The sequence below is a fragment of the Arthrobacter sp. FX8 genome, from assembly GCF_026723805.1.
GTDB lineage: Bacteria > Actinomycetota > Actinomycetes > Actinomycetales > Micrococcaceae > Arthrobacter.
Genome location: NZ_CP113505.1, coordinates 4,279,078 through 4,295,247, shown reverse-complemented (window position 1 = coordinate 4,295,247; position 16,170 = coordinate 4,279,078). Strand labels below are relative to the sequence as shown.

Sequence of the window (16,170 nt, the reverse complement as noted above, 5' to 3'; positions counted from 1 at the left end):
GCTGGAGTGACGCTGGAATTGTTGGAAAGAAGTCGGCCCGCCGTACGGCTGCAGGCTCCTACGCGAAGGACTCCAACCCGACGCCTGCATCCTGAAGTCCTGCCCTGATCCGGGCCGCCATTTCTACGGCGTCAGGGGTCCCGCCGTGAATGCACAGGGAGTCGGGCCGTACCGCAATTACGGATCCGTCCACGGCAACCACTTCGCCTTGCGTGGCCAGGCGGACGGCCCGTTCGACCACCGCATCGACGTCGTACAGGACGGCATCGTCCTCGGAGAGCGGCACCAGGCTGCCGTCGGCGAGGTAGGCACGGTCGGCGAAAGCCTCAACGAACACCGGGTGCCCGGCTTCCTTGGCCTGCTTCAGCAGCTCCGAGCCCGGGAAGCCCAGGAACGGAAGGCCTGGATCGTAGGCGTTGACCGCAGCCACTACGGCGGAGGCCTGCTCGGCGTCATGGATCGTGGTGTCGTACAGCGCTCCATGCGCCTTCACATAGTCCACGGAGGCGCCCACGGCATGCGCAACCCCGTCGAGCGCGCCCAGCTGGTACAGCACGTCCCCGAAGAGCTCGTCGAAGCTCATGCCAAGCATGCGGCGCCCGTAGCCGGCCAGGTCCCGGTAGCCCAGGTGCGCACCGACGGTGACATCAAGTTCGTACGCGGCCCTGCAGCTGTCGAGCATGGTGACGGGATCCCCCGCGTGGAGGCCACAGGCTACGTTGGCGCTGGTTGCCAGCTGGAGCATCGCCGGATCGCCTCCCGCGGTCCAGGAGCCGAATGATTGGCCTACGTCAGCGTTGAGATCCAATGATGTTGCCTTCCAGCGTCAGGTTGTCCGGCCCGGCAGCGGAAGTCAGCTCCCCGGGAATGGTGTCCGGCATCGGCCCGAACGCCTCCCGGGCATTCTTGGCCACCGCACGGCCCATCACGAGGTTACCGGCTCCGCCGACAACGGCCCCTATGCCGAACGGGAGGGCCCGCCCGAACAAGGCAGTCCCTTGGCGCTTGAGCAGGTTCTTGAGGAAGGCATGCTGGATCCTCTTCCGGACGCTGCCGAAACCCGGCACCACCATGGATTTGGACAGCGCGTTGCCCCAGGTGTTGGTGGCGCCGCCGGATGCCTGGCCGCTGAGCGTGCCCAGCAGGGCGGTGCCCTCCTCGCCGAGCATGATGGCCATGACCATGGTGCCGGCCTTTTCCGGGTTGGTCAGACGGATGCCGTGCAGTTCAGCCAGCGATGTTGCGTACAGGGCTGTGGCTTCCAGGAAGCCAACGGTGGCGGCTGCGGAAAGTCCCAGCGACGCCACGGTTCCAACGCCGGGGACGACGGCGGTGGCACCCACCAGGGCTCCCCCTCCGGCAACAGCCCGCAGGTAGTCGCGCTCTGCAATGTCCGCCAGCTGCGCGGCCGTCGCCCGCGGATGCCTCTTCTGGAGCCTGCGGATGTAGCCAACCACCAGGGGCCGCTGGATCTGCACTGCTTTCAGGAGCATGTTGTGGACGCCGGGCTTGGGCTTGCCCTCGGCGTCAAACATTGCGTTGTGGGCGGTTTCCTGTGCGATGCGTACTGCGGGGTTGCTGCGCCGGGCCATGGTCACCTTCATTCAAATCGACCTGCAGCGGCTAGGCTGCCGTGCCTTTCCATCCTATGTGGATAGACACTAAGCATGCTTAACTTCCGGGCCGTGGCTTCGTCCGGCGGGCTGCGGCGGCAGGATGCGGTACCTGCACCTCACCGCCGCCGCTGCAACCCGCCGTCGGACGTTACTTCCCGGCCTGCTGGACCTCGCGCCCCGCCGCCCCGGCGTCCTGGCCACCGCTGCGCGCGGCAGTGGCCTGGTCTGCCTGAAGCTCGGCACGGAAGACCTCGAAGCGGGCCAGGTGGGCGGGACGGCGCCGCAGGATGGCCCAAGCCACGCCCAGGATGACGAACCAGATGGGGGTTACCAGCAGTGCAACGAGAGTGTCGGGCTGGGTGGTCAGGGCCCAAAGGACGAAGGCGAAGAATGCGTACACCACCCACACGGCGGGAATGCCACCGGGCATCTTGAACTTCGACGCCGCATGCAGGTGCGGCCGGCGGCGCCGGAAGGAGATGTAGCTGGCGAGGATGATCGACCAGACGAAGACGAAGCAGACCGCAGACACGGTGGTCACCATTTCAAAGGCCATGCCAACATCCTGGCCGGCATACATGAGTACGACGCCGGACAGCAGCAGGACGCAGGACAGGAACAGCGCGTTGCTGGGCACCTTCCTCGTGGAGAGCCGGCTGAAGATACCGGGGGCGTCGCCTTCCTGGGCCAGGCCGAAGACCATGCGGGACGTGGAGTAGATGCCGGAGTTCGCGGAGGACATCGCCGAAGTCAGGACCACCAGGTTCACCACCGTGGCCGCGGCGCCGAGGCCGGCCAGGGAGAACATCCCGATAAAGGGGCTGTGGCCGGCGGCGAACTGGGTCCACGGGGTGACCGCCATCAGGATGACCAGCGCACCGACATAGAAGAGCAGCACGCGGACGGGGATGGCGTTGATGGCCTTGGGCAGCGTGCGCTCGGGGTTCTTGGCCTCGGCGGCGGTGGTTCCCACCAGTTCGATGCCTACGAAGGCGAAGACTGCGATCTGGAATCCGGCCACGAAGCCCATGAACTCATTGGGGAAGAACCCGCCATGGCTCCACAGGTTGGTGAAGCTTGCGGTGCCCGCGTCGCTCTGGAAACCGGTGAAGATCATGAAGAGTCCCACGATGATCAGGGCTGCGATGGCGACGATCTTGATGAGGGCGAACCAGAACTCGGTCTCGCCGAACGCCTTGACGGTGGCGAGGTTCAGCAGGAGCAGGATGCCCACCGTGGCCAGGCCCGGGATCCAAAGTGGCAGCGCCGGCCAAAGTTCCTTTGAGTACCCTGCGATGGCGATGACGTCGGCGATTCCGGTGATCACCCAGCAGAACCAGTACGTCCAGCCGGTGAAGAATCCGGCCCACGGCCCCAGGAGATCGGCGGCGAAATCACTGAAGGACTTGTAGTTCAGGTTGCTGAGCAGCAGTTCACCCATGGCCCGCATGACGAAGAAAAGCATGAAGCCGATGATCATGTATACGAAGATCACGGATGGGCCGGCCGCGGAGATGGTCTTGCCGGAACCCATGAACAGGCCTGTGCCGATCGCGCCGCCGATGGCGATGAGCTGGATATGCCGGTTGGTGAGCTGCCGCTCCAGGTGGGGAGGCTCGCTGCGGGCTGCCGTGGCAGCGCCCGGGGTGCGGGCTGGTTCGCCGTTGGACGTGGGGGGATGAATCGCCATGAGGAACTCCATCGATAAAGCGGCTTTTGGGTGCCGCAAAAGATTTGGTTCCTCCCCGCTCTGTAGTGGACCTGAGAGTTTCCGCAGCAAAAGCCGCTTGCACCGCCGGTGAGCCAGGGTCATGCCCGGCTGCTTTCCAGAGTTGCCTGTCCGCGGCGGTACGTGGGCCTGAGAGTTTCCTGGGGAGGGTTTGCTCCTACGGCGCCTGCTGGATGTACCCGGCAGGGCTCTCCCGCCGCAGGTCGAAGGCGTATTCAGTTGGAAGCCGCAGGCTTTTTGGGCCACGGCCGGTCATGCAATGGGACAGGCGCCGACTGGTGGGCTGCTCCGGATACGCTGAGCCAGCCACCGGCGGCGCCAATCCCGGGGTTCAGTGTGGTGTCCGTCACGATCGAATGTCAAACCCCTCCCGACACAAGCGGGGAAGAACGGCGTCACGTGCCCCTCGAGCCCCGCACGGAAGCCGCCCGATTTGCCACGGACGGGTCTATCCCGGTACCTTGTGAGCCGAATCACCCACATTTGAATAAGCCTTTCGAGCTGTGACGGGAGAGTCCTCCCGGCGAAACACCGGTCAGGCGCCGTAGGAGCAAATCCTCCCCAGGAATCTCTCAGGCCCCCGTACCGTCACGGCGAGGCGACTCTGGAAAGCAATCAGGCTTCTGCCTGGTTCACCGACGGTGCAAGCGGTCCCCTGCCAACAGCAGGCAACGCGGAATCTCTCAGGTCCAATACAGAGCGGGGAGGAACCCATCCCACGCCGTGCCACCTTCGGCCGGCCAGATCTGGAGTTCCTCATGACGATTCATTCGCATCCAACATCGTTTGTTGACCGCCATATCGGCGCGCGCCGCCAGGCCGACATCGACACCATGCTCAAGGCCATCGGCTACGACAGCCTGGATGGCCTGGTTGACGTGGCCGTCCCCGCGCCCATCCGCCAGGAAACTGCGCTCAAGCTGACCGACGCCCTCAGCGAGGTTGAAGTCCTCACGGAACTGCGGAAGCTTGCCGCCAAGAACAAGACGGCAGTCCAGATGATCGGCCAGGGCTACTACGACACCGTGACTCCGCCGGTGATCCGCCGCAACATCCTGGAATCCCCGGCCTGGTACACCGCCTACACGCCCTACCAGCCGGAGATTTCCCAGGGCCGGCTTGAGGCGCTGCTGAACTTCCAGACCATGGTGCAGGACCTGACGGCGCTCCCGGTAGCCAACGCTTCCTTGCTGGACGAGGCAACGGCGGTGGCCGAGGCCGTGCTGCTGATGCGCCGCGCCAACAAGTCCAAGGCAGCGAAGGACGGCAAGACGGTGCTCGACGCCGACTGCCTCCCCCAGACCATCGCCATCGTGCTGGGGCGGGCGGAGGCGCTCGGCTTCGAGGTGGAGGTCGCCGACCTGTCCAAGGGCCTGCCCGACGGCGACATCAACGGCGTCGTGCTGCAGCAGCCCGGGGTCTCCGGCCGCGTGTGGGACCAGTCCGCCGTGATCGCCGCTGCCAAGGACCGGGGCGCGCTGGTCACCGTGGCTGCGGACCTGCTGGCCCTGACACTGATCACACCTCCGGGCGAGCAGGGCGCGGACATTGCCGTCGGCTCCACCCAGCGTTTTGGCGTGCCGCTGTTCTTTGGGGGGCCGCACGCCGCCTACATGGCCGTCCAAAAGGGAATGGAACGTACCCTCCCGGGCAGGATCGTGGGCGTCTCCAAGGACAACGCCGGCACGCCTGCCTACCGGTTGGCCCTGCAGACCCGCGAGCAGCACATCCGCCGCGAGAAGGCCACGTCCAACATCTGCACCGCCCAGGCGCTGCTGGCCATCGTGTCCTCCTTCTACGCCGTTTACCACGGCCCCGACGGCCTGAAGGCAATCGCAGAGACCGTCCACGACAAGGCCAGGGTCCTGGCAACAGCACTCACGTCACTGGGCCGCGAACTGGTCACGGACTCCTTCTTCGACACCCTCACCGTCCGCGTTCCGGGCAAGGCCGCCAAGGTGATCACCGCCGCTGAAGCCCGCGGCATCAACCTGCGCTTCATCGATCCGGACACGGTGGGCGTCTCCGTTGATGAGACGACGACGGCGGCAACACTTTCCGCCGTCGCCGTCGCCTTTGGCGCCGGTCCGGTGGGTGACGCCCAGGGATTCGAACTGCCCGACACCATTGTGCGCACCTCGGCCTACCTGCAGCACCCGGTCTTCAACACGCACCGGTCTGAAACCCAGCTGCTGCGTTACATCCGCAAGCTCTCGGACCGCGACCTGGCGCTGGACCGCACCATGATCCCGCTGGGTTCATGCACCATGAAGCTGAACGCCACGGCCGAGATGGAAGCCATTTCCTGGCCGGAGTTCGCCTCGATCCACCCGTTCGCCCCGGACTCCCAGACCGAAGGCTGGCGCGAACTCATCGCCGGCCTGGAAGCGGACCTCGCCGAGATCACCGGGTATGACCAGGTGTCCATCCAGCCCAACGCGGGCTCGCAGGGCGAACTCGCCGGGCTGCTCGCGATCCGCGGCTACCACCATTCCCGGGGCGAGCAGCAGCGCAACGTCTGCCTGATCCCGGCCTCGGCGCACGGCACCAACGCCGCCTCCGCCGTGCTCGCGGGCATGAAGGTGGTGGTGGTGGCCACGGCTGCCGACGGCACCATCGACCACGACGACCTGACGGCCAAGATCGAGGCCAACAAGGACGTCCTCTCGGCCATCATGATCACGTACCCGTCCACGCACGGCGTGTACGACTCCGATGTCCGCGAAGTCTGTGACGCTGTGCATGCTGCGGGCGGCCAGGTCTACGTTGACGGCGCCAACCTCAACGCACTTGTAGGGCTGGCCCAGCCGGGCCAGTTCGGCGGGGACGTGTCCCACCTGAACCTGCACAAGACCTTCTGCATCCCGCACGGCGGCGGGGGACCCGGCGTCGGGCCCGTTGCCGCCAAGGCGCACCTGGCACCGTTCATGCCGGGCGATGCGAACAAGGCGGCGCACGAAGCCGGGCACGGTGTGGCGATCTCGGCGTCCCGGTTCGGTTCGGCCGGCGTGCTGCCGATTTCCTGGGCCTACGTGAAGCTGATGGGCGGTGAGGGCCTGACCGAGGCCACCAAGTCCGCGCTGCTGGCGGCCAACTACGTCGCGTCCCGCCTGAACGAATACTTCCCGGTCCTCTACACCGGTGAAGGCGGGCTGGTGGCGCACGAGTGCATCCTGGACCTGCGCGAACTCACGGCGAAGACGGGAGTCACGGCCGAGGACGTGGCCAAGCGGCTGATCGACTTCGGTTTCCACGCCCCCACCCTTTCGTTCCCTGTCGCGGGCACGCTGATGGTGGAGCCCACCGAGTCCGAGGACCTGGCCGAGATCGACCGCTTCATCGAGGCCATGATCACCATTCATGGCGAGATCCAGCAGGTGGCCAGCGGCGACATCACCCTGGAGGCATCCCCGGTGCGCAACGCACCCCACACGGCGGCCGCCGTCGTCAGCTCTGGCTGGGACCGCGCCTACCCGCGGGAGCAGGCCGCATTCCCCGTTGCCTCGCTCCGCCAGGACAAGTATTTCCCGCCCGTCGGCCGGATCGACGGCGCCGCCGGCGACCGGAACCTGGTCTGCTCCTGCCCGCCCCTCGAAGCGTTCGAGGACAGCACAGCCGAATTTGAGAACTGAGGACTTCCAATGACTGAGAACTACACCGCTCTTTTCGAGCAGCACAAGAAGGCCGGGGCCTCGTTCACGGACTTCGGCGGGTGGCAGATGCCGCTCAAGTACGAGTCTGAACTCGCGGAACACCATGCCGTGCGCAGGGCGGCCGGCCTGTTCGACCTCTCCCACATGGGCGAGGTCTGGGTGACCGGCCCCGACGCCGCCGCGTTCCTGGACTACGCCCTTGCCGGCAAACTGTCCGCGGTGGCCGTGGGCAAGGCAAAGTACTCGCTGATCTGCAACGCCGATGGCGGCATCATCGACGACCTCATCACCTACCGCCGGCCATCCCCCGAAGAGGGCGTGGACAGGTACCTGGTGGTGCCCAACGCGGGCAACGCCGCAGTGGTGGCCAAGGAACTGCTGGAACGCGCCGCCACCTTCGACGTCACTGTGGAGGACGCCTCCGCCGACACCTCGCTGATCGCCGTCCAGGGACCGAATTCCGAAGCGATCCTCCTGACGCTGGTCCCGGCCGAACAGCACGCACTGCTCACCGGGCTCAAGTACTACGCCGCCGTCGAGGTGGGCATCGCCGTCAACGGTACGGTCCAGGACCTGCTCGTGGCCCGGACCGGCTACACCGGCGAGGACGGCTTCGAGATCTACGTTCCCAACCTGGACGCCCCCGCACTGTGGGAGGCCCTGCTCCAGGCCGGCGAAGGCTCCGGCCTGGTTCCAGCCGGACTGGCCGCACGCGACTCGCTCCGCCTCGAAGCCGGGATGCCGCTCTACGGCAACGAACTCTCCCGCCACGTCAACGCCTACGCGGCCGGCCTGGGCCCCGTGGTGTCGCTGGCGAAGGAGAGCGGCTTCGTAGGCAAGGACGCCCTGGCCGCCGTCAAGGGCGCAGGAGTCGGTTCAAGCATCGGGCAGAAGCTGGTGGGCCTCAAGGGTGCCGGACGCCGCGCTGCCCGCGCCCATTACCCCGTCCTCAAGGACGGCACCCTGGTGGGCGAAGTAACCTCCGGCCAGCCCTCCCCCACCCTGGGATACCCCATCGCCATGGCCTACGTCGACGTCGAATTTGCTGAAGTCGGGACCGTCCTGGACATCGACCTCCGCGGCAAGCCCGAGCGCTTCGAAGTCGTCCCCCTCCCCTTTTACAAGCGCCAGAAGTAAATCGATTTCGCCCAACCACCACAGGTTTTGAAGAGAAGGAAAGTAGACAATGAGCAAAGTTGTTTCTGAACTGAAGTACTCCGCCGAGCACGAGTGGGTTGCTGTTGACGGATCCGGCCCAGCGGGGATCGGGATTTCCGCCGTTGCTGCCGACGCCCTGGGCGACATCGTGTACGTGGACCTCCCCGAGGTCGGCTCCACCGTGACGGCCGGCGAGACCTGCGGCGAGGTGGAATCCACCAAATCCGTCTCCGACCTCTACGCCCCCGTGACCGGTGAGGTCACCGAGATCAACGACGGCGTGGTCACGGACCCCGCCCTGATCAACAGCGATCCCTACGGTGCGGGCTGGCTCTTCAAGGTGGCCGTTACCGAGGAAGGCCCGCTCATGTCGGCAGAGGAATACGCAGCAGCAAACGGCGGCGAGCTGTGAGCGCCCCGGCAGAAGTGGGCGCCTTCGAGCAGGTGGCCTCCCCAAGCCTGAACGCCGACCTGTCCGTCCTGGACCCTGAGGTTGCCGCGAAGATTGACGACGAGCTTGGCCGCCAGCGCGACGGCCTGGAGATGATCGCGTCCGAGAACCACACGGCCGCTGCGGTCATGCAGGCCCAGGGCTCGGTCCTGACCAACAAGTACGCCGAAGGCTACCCCGGCAAGCGCTACTACGGCGGCTGCGAGCACGTGGACGTCATCGAGCAACTCGCCATCGACCGGGTCAAGGACCTCTTCGGCGCCGGGTTCGCCAACGTCCAACCACACTCCGGTGCACAGGCCAACGCCTCCGTCATGCACGCCCTGATCAAGCCCGGCGACACCATCATGGGCCTCAACCTGGCGCACGGCGGCCACCTGACCCACGGCATGCGGATCAACTTCTCCGGCAGGCTCTACAACGTGGTCCCGTACCAGGTCCGCGAGGACACCCACACCATCGACATGGCAGAGGTGGAACGGCTGGCCCAGGAGCACAAGCCTCCGCTGATCGTGGCCGGCTGGTCCGCTTACGCCCGCCAGCTGGACTTCGCAGAATTCCGCCGGATCGCCGACTCCGTGGGGGCCTACCTGATGGTGGATATGGCGCACTTCGCCGGACTGGTGGCGGCCGGGCTGCACCCGTCGCCGGTGCCGCACGCCCACGTCACCACGTCCACCACGCACAAGACCCTGGCCGGTCCGCGCGGCGGCATCATCCTGACCAACGACGCCGACATCGCCAAGAAGATCAACTCGGCTGTGTTTCCCGGTCAGCAGGGTGGCCCGCTGGAACACGTGATCGCCGGCAAGGCCGTGGCGTTCAAGATCGCAGCGTCCGAAGAGTTCCGCGAGCGGCAGGAGCGAGTCCTTGCCGGTGCCCGCCTCCTGGCGGAACGCCTGGTCCAGCCGGACGTCACCGCCAAGGGCATCAGCGTGATCTCGGGCGGCACCGACGTGCACCTGGTCCTCGTTGACCTGCGCAACTGCGACCTCGACGGGCAGCAGGCCGAAGACCGGCTCGCCGCCATTGACATCACCGTCAACCGCAACGCCGTTCCCTTCGACCCCCGCCCGCCGATGGTCACCTCAGGCCTGCGCATCGGCACGCCCGCACTGGCCACCCGCGGGTTCGGCGAGGACGCCTTCCGCGAGGTTGCGGACATCATCGCCCAAGCTTTGATCGCCGACGCCGACGCCGACCTCTCCGGTCTGCGTCACCGCGTCGAGGTCCTGGCTTCGGCGCACCCGCTCTACCCGGGCGTGGCACCTCTGTCCTGACCGTTTCTGGTCGCCTTTGGCCCGGTGGGAGCGGCATCCTCCGCGTGCTCGGTCGCGAAGACGCCCGCTGAGCGGACGTATCGCTCCCTTAGACGCACGCTTCCGGATACCGCTCCCACAGGGGCCGGGGGCAAGGCACCTTGGGCACGGACGCGAGTTCGCTGCCGCATACGGGTGGGAGCGGAGCGTGTTGTTTTTCTTCCGCCCATCCCGGGTCGCGGAGGCCGTCTCCTGCTTACCCTGTCGCTTTGGTGACGGACCCTTGGGTGGCTGGGGGATTCCGGAAGCGTGCGTCAGAGGCGAGGAACGAGCCAGCACGCGGAGGAATTCCGCTGGCGCCCACCCCAGCCCGGCCACACCAACCGAACCACAGTTTCAGTAAGGATTTAGTTATGGCAGTCGGAGTCTTTGACCTGTTTTCGATCGGGATTGGGCCTTCGTCTTCGCATACTGTGGGGCCGATGCGGGCTGCTGCGGTGTTCGCTGAGGAGCTCAAGGGCCTGGGTGTCCTGGGTGATGTGGCGGGGTTGCGGGTTGATTTGTATGGGTCGTTGGCGGCGACGGGTCATGGGCATGGGACGATGACCGCCGTTTTGTTGGGGTTGGAGGGGTTCCATCCGGAGTTGATCCTGCCCGCCGAGGTGGAGGAGCGGCTGGCCTCGATCGCGGGGACCGGGGTGCTGAACCTGGCCGGTGCTGTGGCCTTGCCGTACGGGGTGAAGGATATGGTGCTGCGGCCGTTGACGGTGTTGCCGCGGCACACGAACGGGATGACGTTCACGGTCACTGATGCGGCCGGGGAGGTGCTGCATGCGGCGACGTTTTTCTCGGTGGGTGGCGGGTTCATCGTCCGGGAGGGCGAGGAGGACGCGGCGCAGCAGGAACTGGACGCGTCCAAACAGGAGCTGCCGCTGCCGTTCCGGACCGCGGCGGAGCTGCTGGGGCACTGCGCGGTGACCGGGCTGGGCATCGCCGACGTGATGCTCGTGAACGAAAAAGTCTCCCGCGGTGAGGAGCAGATCCGGGCGGGGCTGCTGCAGATCTGGTCGGTGATGGAGGGCTGCGTGGCCGCCTCGTTGAGGCGGGAAGGGGTGCTGCCGGGCGGGTTGAAGGTCCGCCGCCGCGCCCCTGACTGGTACGACCGGTTGAAGAAGGAATCCGCGGGCGGCCCGGTCGAGGAGACGGATGCGGCGTGGGACGCGGGCCCGTTCGATGCCAGGTATTGGCAGGAGTGGGTTAATTTGGTGGCGTTGGCGGTGAACGAGGAGAACGCCTCCGGCGGGCGGGTGGTCACCGCCCCGACGAACGGGGCGGCCGGGATCATCCCCGCGGTGCTGTTCTACGCCCTGCATTTCGCCCCGGGCATGGACAAGGCCACCCAGGAGGACCGGGACGCTGTGGTGGTGCGGTTCCTGCTGGCCGCGGGCGCGGTGGGGGTGCTGTACAAGGAACAGGCCTCGATCTCCGGGGCCGAAGTCGGCTGCCAGGGCGAGGTGGGGTCGGCGTCCTCGATGGCGGCCGCGGGCCTGGCCGAGGTCATGGGCGGGACCCCGGCGCAGGTGGAGAACGCCGCGGAAATCGCGATGGAACACAACCTGGGCCTGACCTGCGACCCGATCGGCGGGCTGGTCCAGGTCCCCTGCATCGAACGGAACGCGATCGCGGCCGCGAAAGCGATCAACGCCGCGAAAATGGCGCTCTGGGGCGACGGCACCCACCGCGTGTCCCTGGACGAAGTCATCATCACCATGCGCGAAACCGGCAAGGACATGTCCTCAAAATACAAAGAAACCGCCATGGGCGGCCTCGCCGTCAACGTCGTCGAATGCTGACCGGCAACAACCTGCCGCGAATCCCCAAGCAAGCAAAGGAAACAACCATGACATTGGCACCTGAAGGCCGGAAGATGCTGCGGATTGAGCAGCGCAACGCTGCGGTCCCGGTGGAACGCAAACCGGAGTGGATCAAGGCCAAGGTCCAGATGGGCCCGGAATTCGTCCAACTCAAGAACCTGGTGAAAAAGGAAGGCCTGCACACCGTCTGCGAAGAGGCCGGCTGCCCCAACATCTTCGAGTGCTGGGAAGACAAGGAAGCCACCTTCCTGATCGGCGGCTCCGAATGCACCCGCCGCTGCGACTTCTGCCAGATCGACACCGGCAAACCCTCACCCCTGGACCGGTTCGAACCCACCAAGGTGGCCCGCTCCGTCCAATCCATGCAGCTGCGCTACGCCACCGTCACCGGCGTGGCCCGTGACGACCTGGAAGACGAAGGCGTCTGGCTCTACGCCGAAACCGTCCGCAAAATCCACGAGCTGAACCCCGGCACCGGCGTGGAACTGCTCATCCCGGACTTCTCCGGCAAACCCGAGCACATCAAGGCCATCTGCGACTCCGCCCCCGAGGTCTTCGCGCACAACGTCGAAACCGTGCCCCGGATCTTCAAGCGGATCCGCCCCGCGTTCCGCTACGACCGCTCCCTGGACGTCATCACCCAGGGCCGGAACCTGGGCATGGTCACCAAGTCCAACCTCATCCTGGGCATGGGCGAAACCCGCGAAGAAATCAGCGAAGCACTCCGCGACCTTCACGCCGCCGGCTGCGACCTGATCACCATCACCCAGTACCTGCGCCCCTCCGAACGGCACCTGCCCGTGGACCGCTGGGTCAAACCCCAGGAAATCGTGGACCTCCAGCACGAAGCCCAGGAAATCGGCTTCCTCGGCGTCATGTCCGGCCCCCTGGTCCGCTCCTCCTACCGCGCCGGCCGGCTCTGGGCCACCGCCATGCGCAAAAAAGGCCGCGACATCCCGGCCGAACTCGCCCACATCGCCGACGGCATCCAGGACTCCGGCACCACCCGCCAGGAAGCCGCCACCCTCCTGGCAGGCTAACGCGCCCCTGCACGCACCCGTGAACCTAGCTTCTGCCGCGCACCACGGGAATGCTCGCCGTCGGTGGTCCGCTCGGGAAGACCGTGGGCTCCGGCTCCGGGATGCGCTCCAGGTGCACCTGCACGGGCTGGCCCGTGACCATCAACCGCTGGCCGCGGACGTCCACCTCCAGCGGTTCGCCCTCCTGGACCGTGAGCGTAATGGCGTCGGCAGAAAGCCGGACCAGCAGCAAGCGGCCGCGGATCTTCAGGTGGAAGGCAAGCCCTTCCCACTGTCCAGGCAGGCGCGGATCGAAAAACGGGACCGGGCCCTGGTCGCGCAGTCCGGCGAAACCGCACACCAGGGAACTCCATACGCCGCCTGTGGACGCGATATGCACGCCGTCGATGGTGTTGCCGTGGGTGTCGTCGAGGTCGATGAACACGGCGTTGGTGAAGTGGTCCAGGGCCTCCTTGAAGTAGCCCACCTCGGCGGCCATGATGCCCTGGACGCAGGCGGACAGGGTGGAGTCGCCCGTAGTGATGGGATCGTAGAAGTCGAAGGCGCGCTGCTTTTCCTCCGCCGTGAAATCCTGCCACTGCAGGAACATGGCAAGCACCGTGTCGGCCTGCTTGAGGACCTGGTGACGGTAAATCACCAGCGGGTGGAAGTGCAGGAGCAGCGGATACTTGGACCGCGGCGTGGTCCAGTCCCAGGCCTCCAGGGTCATGAAGTCATTGTCCTGGGAGTGCACCTGCATCCGCTCGTCGAACGGAAGCTGCATCCGGCTGGCCGCGGCTTCCCACATCTGGCGCTCTTCGTTGGTGATTTCGGCATGCTCAAGCGCGGCGGCGGCACGCAGGTTGAAGCGGGCCATCACGTTTGTGTACAGGTTGTCGTTCACCACGGCCGTGTACTCATCAGGGCCGGTGACGCCGTGGATATGGAAGAGGCCGTCCTTGCCGAAGAAGCCCAGGGAGATCCACATCCGGGCGGTCTCGATCAGCAGCTCGGCACCCATTCCTTCCCGGAAGGCGGCGTCGCCGGTGGCCCAGAGGTACCTGTTGGTGGCAAAGGCGATGGCGGCCGCGATGTGGAACTGCGCAGTGCCGGCGGCGTAATAGGCGCTGGCCTCGAGCCCGTTGATAGTGCGCCACGGGAAGAGGGCGCCGTCAACGCTCAGCTCCTTGGCGCGGATCTTGGCTTCGGGCAGCATGCCGTGGCGGAACTCCAAACCTGCCGGGCGCCGTCGGGATTGGTGTAGGTGAGGTACGGCAACAGGTACACTTCCTGGTCCCAGAAGTAGTGCCCCTCGTAACCCGAGCCCGTCACGCCCTTGGCAGGGATGCCGGCAACATCGGCGCGCGCGGTGGCTTGCGCCAGCTGGAACAGGTTCCACCGGATAGCCTGCTGCAGGCCGGGCCCGCCGCCCTCAACCACAATGTCCGATGTGGCCCAGTAGCCGCGGAAATGGGCTTCGCTCTCGGCAAAGATGTCATTCACCGGGCGCAGCGCCTCTTCGGCCACTGCAGCTGCGTCGACGTCAGGGTCCTGCACCGTGCGGCCGGCGGCGTAGCTGACGCTCTTTTCCAGCCGGAACGGCTCGGCGGCATCCACTGCCAGGACGTACCGGACGCTGCTGTCGTCCTGGTCCACCAGAGTCTCAAACGGCTGGTGCCCGGGGGACGTCCAGTGGTCAACCGCGATCCCCACGCGCTGCTTTGATTCGGAGGCCTCCCAGGACAGGCGCAGGGAGCCATCGCCGCCGTCGAGCCGCACGGGCAAAAGCACGCGCCCGGCGTGGCGGCCGGCGCGGCGCGGATCATGCACGGAGTGGTCTTCCACCGGCTGGTCCTGCCGGTTGATGACGGAGGAGGTGACGTCCAGGGAGACCTGGCGGTCCGTGGCAACGTCAAGCGAAATACCAAGGCTGCCGCGGGAGGCGAAGCCAACGGCCCGCCGTTCCGTGGTGGTCACCACGGCGCCGGACCGGCATTGCCAGGTGATGCGGCATTCGTAGATGCCGGTGCAGAAGTCGATGCTGCGCCGGTAGTCGACGACCTCGGATTCGGCCAGGCTCAGGCTTTCCCCGTCCACCACCACCGTGAAGTTGTTGGCGTCCGGGATGTAGAGGATGCGCTGCCCCGTCCGGGCGAACCCAAACGCATTCTCGGCGTGCTTGATGTCCCAGATTTCGTGCAGCCCGTTGATGAAGCTGCCCGGGAGTTCGGCGTCGGCCGCAGCCCAATGGGCACCCCGGATGCCCAGGTGCCCGTTGCCCAGGGCAAACAGGGTCTCAAGCGTTCCCGCGTTTTCGGATTCATGGCGCGTTTCAACGAGCTGCCAGGGGGTGTCGGGGAACCGTTCGCGGTCCGCGGTGATCAGTGCCATGGTCGGGGTCCTTTTGGCGATGCCGTGCGGGCGGGCGGGCCGGCACGGAGTATTCGGGGGAATGCGGTATTCGAATTGGTGCTGCCGGGGAAGCAGCAGGGGTTGCCCCGGGGGAAGGCAACGGGGTTTCTGGCGGCGGGTTTAGGGAAGAAGTTCCTGGAGGTCATTGACCACCAGGGTGGCTCCGGCATCGAGCAGCGTCTGCCGCCCTGCGCCCCGGTCCACGCCAATGACCGAGTGGAACGATCCCGCGTGTCCGGCCTGCACACCGGACACGGCGTCTTCCACCACCACGCACCCGGAGCTGGACAGGTCCAGCAGCTTGGCTGCGTATTCGTAGGTGGCCGGGCTTGGCTTTCCGGGGAGGCCACGCTCTGCGGCCACCACCCCGTCCACTACGACGGCGAAATGGTGGCTGAGTCCGGCGGCCTTCAGGACGGCGGGGGCATTGCGGGAGGAGGAGACGACGGCGACCTTGAGTCCGCGCTCAAGCGCAGCCTGGAGGAAGCGCACCGAGCCTTCGAACGGTTCGACGCCGGCGCTCACGATGTCGTTGAAGATGGCGTTCTTCCGGTTGCCCAGGCCCTGGACCGTGTCGTTGGAAGGGTCGTCATCCAGCGGGCCTTCCGGCAGCGTGAGTCCCCGGGAGGCCAGGAAGTCGCGCACTCCGTCAAAGCGGGGCTTGCCGTCGATATGGTCGAAGTAGTCGCTTTCGCTGTAACCGGAGACCCCCGGCTGCGAGGCCAGGTATCCGTCGAACAGTTCCTGCCAGGCACGCTCATGCACAGTGGCCGTGGGCGTCAGCACCCCGTCCAGGTCAAACAGGATTGCTGCCGCGCCGGTCCAGGCGGCGGTATCAGCTGCAGTTTGTTGTGTCATCAGCAGTGCGGTGTCCTCTCGGGTTGCGGACTACCGGCCCTGCCGGGACAGCCTGAAGGAAGGTACTGCCGGCGCATTTGCGCACAGCATCGCTTCCTTGCCCGCCCACTGCAGGACCGATCATGGCCGTAGACGAGTGTA

Annotated in this window: 10 protein-coding genes, 1 pseudogene and 3 riboswitches; of the genes and pseudogenes, 6 read left to right on the top strand and 5 right to left on the bottom strand. The window is 66.3% G+C overall.

Features of this window, described 5'->3' with window-relative positions; all coding sequences use genetic code 11:
* Positions 1–58 precede the first annotated feature (58 nt).
* The 3 genes from OUO20_RS20170 to cycA form a co-directional block, all read right to left on the bottom strand.
* The gene (locus tag OUO20_RS20170) at positions 59–808 is read right to left on the bottom strand and encodes a LamB/YcsF family protein (protein ID WP_144601437.1); all 750 of its coding nucleotides are present in this window, start codon (positions 806–808) and stop codon (positions 59–61) included.
* Positions 792–1,592, bottom strand: a complete 801-nt coding sequence (locus OUO20_RS20165; RefSeq protein WP_026266216.1) for a hypothetical protein — start codon at positions 1,590–1,592, stop codon at positions 792–794. Before OUO20_RS20165 ends, OUO20_RS20170 begins: the two co-directional genes overlap by 17 nt.
* Before the next feature lie 172 nt (positions 1,593–1,764).
* Positions 1,765–3,306, bottom strand: a complete 1,542-nt coding sequence (cycA, locus tag OUO20_RS20160) for a D-serine/D-alanine/glycine transporter (protein WP_268002516.1) — start codon at positions 3,304–3,306, stop codon at positions 1,765–1,767.
* Between the two features lie 50 nt (positions 3,307–3,356).
* Positions 3,357–3,452, bottom strand: a riboswitch (glycine riboswitch).
* Positions 3,453–3,551, bottom strand: a riboswitch (glycine riboswitch).
* A gap of 291 nt (positions 3,552–3,842) precedes the next feature.
* Positions 3,843–3,943, top strand: a riboswitch (glycine riboswitch).
* Positions 3,944–4,103: 160 nt separating this feature from the next.
* Here cycA and gcvP point away from each other — a divergent pair.
* The 6 genes from gcvP (at position 4,104) to lipA (ending at position 12,780) form a co-directional block, all read left to right on the top strand.
* Complete coding sequence (gcvP, locus tag OUO20_RS20155; protein ID WP_268002515.1) at positions 4,104–6,977, top strand: aminomethyl-transferring glycine dehydrogenase; 2,874 nt, start codon at positions 4,104–4,106, stop codon at positions 6,975–6,977.
* 9 nt (positions 6,978–6,986) lie between these two features.
* Complete coding sequence (gene gcvT, locus OUO20_RS20150) at positions 6,987–8,135, top strand: glycine cleavage system aminomethyltransferase GcvT (RefSeq protein WP_268002514.1); 1,149 nt, start codon at positions 6,987–6,989, stop codon at positions 8,133–8,135.
* Positions 8,136–8,184: 49 nt separating this feature from the next.
* Positions 8,185–8,568, top strand: coding sequence for a glycine cleavage system protein GcvH (gene gcvH / locus OUO20_RS20145; protein WP_018772259.1), 384 nt, complete (start codon positions 8,185–8,187; stop codon positions 8,566–8,568).
* Positions 8,565–9,887 carry a serine hydroxymethyltransferase gene (gene glyA / locus OUO20_RS20140; protein ID WP_326498060.1) on the top strand — a complete coding sequence of 441 codons (1,323 nt, stop codon included), beginning with the start codon at positions 8,565–8,567 and terminating at the stop codon, positions 9,885–9,887. Before gcvH ends, glyA begins: the two co-directional genes overlap by 4 nt.
* Before the next feature lie 392 nt (positions 9,888–10,279).
* Positions 10,280–11,719 carry an L-serine ammonia-lyase gene (locus tag OUO20_RS20135; RefSeq protein ID WP_268002513.1) on the top strand — a complete coding sequence of 480 codons (1,440 nt, stop codon included), beginning with the start codon at positions 10,280–10,282 and terminating at the stop codon, positions 11,717–11,719.
* Between the two features lie 47 nt (positions 11,720–11,766).
* Positions 11,767–12,780, top strand: a complete 1,014-nt coding sequence (gene lipA / locus OUO20_RS20130) for a lipoyl synthase (RefSeq protein WP_268002512.1) — start codon at positions 11,767–11,769, stop codon at positions 12,778–12,780.
* Positions 12,781–12,805: 25 nt separating this feature from the next.
* On the opposite strand, the pseudogene OUO20_RS20125 reads toward lipA, so the two are convergent.
* Positions 12,806–15,150 (bottom strand): annotated as a pseudogene (locus OUO20_RS20125) (glycoside hydrolase family 65 protein).
* Positions 15,151–15,291: 141 nt separating this feature from the next.
* Complete coding sequence (locus OUO20_RS20120; protein WP_223993567.1) at positions 15,292–16,029, bottom strand: HAD family hydrolase; 738 nt, start codon at positions 16,027–16,029, stop codon at positions 15,292–15,294.
* Positions 16,030–16,170: the final 141 nt, after the last annotated feature.

Coding starts and splice junctions, on each gene's coding strand:
- OUO20_RS20165 (WP_026266216.1), bottom strand. CDS start 1,592: ATGGCCCGGCGCAGCAACCCCGCAGTACGCATCGCACAGGAAACCGCC.
- cycA (WP_268002516.1), bottom strand. CDS start 3,306: ATGGCGATTCATCCCCCCACGTCCAACGGCGAACCAGCCCGCACCCCG.
- gcvP (WP_268002515.1), top strand. CDS start 4,104: ATGACGATTCATTCGCATCCAACATCGTTTGTTGACCGCCATATCGGC.
- gcvT (WP_268002514.1), top strand. CDS start 6,987: ATGACTGAGAACTACACCGCTCTTTTCGAGCAGCACAAGAAGGCCGGG.
- gcvH (WP_018772259.1), top strand. CDS start 8,185: ATGAGCAAAGTTGTTTCTGAACTGAAGTACTCCGCCGAGCACGAGTGG.
- OUO20_RS20135 (WP_268002513.1), top strand. CDS start 10,280: ATGGCAGTCGGAGTCTTTGACCTGTTTTCGATCGGGATTGGGCCTTCG.
- lipA (WP_268002512.1), top strand. CDS start 11,767: ATGACATTGGCACCTGAAGGCCGGAAGATGCTGCGGATTGAGCAGCGC.
- OUO20_RS20120 (WP_223993567.1), bottom strand. CDS start 16,029: ATGACACAACAAACTGCAGCTGATACCGCCGCCTGGACCGGCGCGGCA.